Raw genomic sequence first — 2,462 nt, forward strand, 5'->3', positions numbered from 1 at the left:
AAACTCTCCAATAAAGTTTGAAGATGAATCTGACTTCAAGTAAAACACAAGCTTATTTTCACAGATTAATTCTATTCCGGTTTTCAAGGAGCATTTCATTCAATCTGCGCCTCAAGCAGAGGCGACGCTTTTTAATATAGCATAGACTAAAACCTAATGCAATAGGGAAAACTAAATAAGTTTAAAAAATGACGTCAAAACAAAGGAAGTGAACGAGAATGCGTGTAGTCAGCTACAACATTCATAGCGGCCGTGACCTCTGGTGGCGAAAACGTCTGAACGAAATGACTCTGACTTTTAAGAGCTTGCAACCAGACATCATCGGTCTTCAGGAAGTCCATCAAAACGGGAAGTATGGGTATCAAGCGAGCTACATCGCTGATCAATTACAATATCACCTGGCCTTTTCCCCTTCGATCTCGATAGGAGATGGGTATTACGGTAATGCACTGCTATCAAAGTACCCGCTTGAAAATGTCGATGCTATCGTTTTACCAGCCAGAAAAGAACAACGAACCCTCCTGTATGCAACCTTCCAAGGATTCGGCAGTACGATTACGCTTTGCGTTACACACTGCAGCTTAAATCAAGTAAGCAGACTGGCACAGCTACAGCTCATGTCGACATTGATACAACAACACGTAAAAACCCCATTACTCCTAATGGGGGATTTCAACGCGAGTAATGTGTCCTTTACTCCACACCTGATGGACTGTGCTCTTGTCTCAGGTCAGGAAAAAAAACCAACGCTTCCTGCCTTCCGCCGACGTCTGGACTATATTTTTGCTTCGCATCACTGGAATATTGAGCACTACGAGCTGCTACCTGTCAATTGGTCCGATCACGTCCCGGTCATTGCGGATTTGAGGCTGACGGAATCCCCAGCTCACGGAGAATAAAGTCTTTGACATCTACCAGTCTTGCCGGGAGCGGAAACATCTCCGAAGCACCCGCAATCACTAACGGAATCAGCGAATCTTGCTTATGCAATGATCCGTGACTTCCTCCACCTAAATGCGTGGGAGCACATTCCGATAAAAATTCATAGCTCTTGGCAGCTGTAACCACAACCACCTCAGCTGTTTGCGAGAACAACGCCCCATATAGTCGAGAAAACGCATCCGGGTATGTATCAAAAGAAAGACACTCTCCATCATATTGCACATCCAGCACAGAAACGTCTCCTTCAACGGACCATGAAGAACCGTACGCATCTTGATACTCCCCGTTTCGCCAAAAACACATTTCCTGTTGTGTTCCGCCCCGACGCACCTTTACCTTCTCGCCCTCTTTCCAAGCAATCAAATCAATTCTTTCTTCCACACTAACCGCTTCTACAATAGAAAGTTGATCCGTTCCATTCACTGGATACAGAAAGGTCATACGCTCATTATTGCAAATGACCACTTCCACTTCTGGTGTTACATCGGTACCAAGCGCATGGATCGAAAAATTCGCAAGGAGATGATCCAGCGAAATATTGTGGTCTTCACTTTCTCCAATGACGGTTTGTCCATGATCACTGATCAAAATGCATACGTTTCTCTCCAGCATTTGCTCCCATGATGAGAAGCTATCCAGCAAACGAGCCAATTGCTTGTCCACATCTGCCAAGTGCTGTACGGCATCCTCCGGGGAATTGTGGAGTTTATGATCATTCTCTGGCAGATAGACCAGCGTAAAATGTGGCTGCTTGCCGCTGCGTATCACCTCAATCATAACATCGATTGCATATGTATCATTAATTCCGTAGCCTTCCAAACCGGATTGGGAGAAATTCCATGGGACGGTACGAAATAATGCCGGGCTCACCAGCGTCCCCATACTCATGATCGTTGGACCACTCACATGCTCTCGCAGGGAAAAAGATGTGATTACATCAAGCAAACGTGGCATTTTCACCTTATGCTGCTTATGTCCGCGATGGGCGATAACATTGATGGAACCGGATACGAGATTGTTTTCTTCCAGTACCTCATGAATGGTTTTGACATCCTTGCTCAGATGACGTTCATTCAAATCAAAAAGGACATTTCCGCCACAGCTCGAAATCCCTATTTTTCGAATAGAAGCGACCCCATTAATATAGTTCACCATCTTTTTCTGCTCAGCATCATACCAAACTAACCCCGGTACTTTGTGCTGATCGGGGTAAACTCCTGTAATGAGGGAGCAATCTATCGAAGCCGTCATCGTAGGGAAAACGGTCACACAATCTGGTATGTACTGGCTATGCTCCATGAAAAACCGAAGCGCCGGTGCTTTATTGGCAGCAATGCATCGCTCCAAAACATCAGGCATCATGGAGTCGATCAGGAAAAGTATGACCTTTTTCATTCGGCTGCCACCCTTCTCGTCGTAATAATCATAGTCGCACTTGATAGTGTTCGATTTTCCATTACCGAGTATACGCCTTGAAAAAGAAAAAGCCCCTGCTCGCCTAATGGTCAAGACCCCATTTC

2 protein-coding genes are annotated in these 2,462 nt (G+C 45.3%); one reads left to right on the forward strand and one right to left on the reverse strand.

The window, feature by feature from the left end; genetic code table 11:
- The first annotated feature begins 218 nt into the window (after nt 1-218).
- Nucleotides 219-899 carry an endonuclease/exonuclease/phosphatase family protein gene (locus tag C7R91_RS29035; protein WP_047072479.1) on the forward strand — a complete coding sequence of 227 codons (681 nt, stop codon included), beginning with the start codon at nt 219-221 and terminating at the stop codon, nt 897-899.
- Here the strand turns inward: C7R91_RS29035 and C7R91_RS29040 are convergent.
- Nucleotides 853-2,337, reverse strand: coding sequence for an alkaline phosphatase family protein (locus C7R91_RS29040; RefSeq protein ID WP_047072481.1), 1,485 nt, complete (start codon nt 2,335-2,337; stop codon nt 853-855). The genes C7R91_RS29035 and C7R91_RS29040 overlap by 47 nt on opposite strands.
- Between the last annotated feature and the right edge of the window lie 125 nt (nt 2,338-2,462).

The organism is Brevibacillus formosus, assembly GCF_003013405.1.
In the GTDB taxonomy this organism is placed as follows: domain Bacteria; phylum Bacillota; class Bacilli; order Brevibacillales; family Brevibacillaceae; genus Brevibacillus; species Brevibacillus formosus.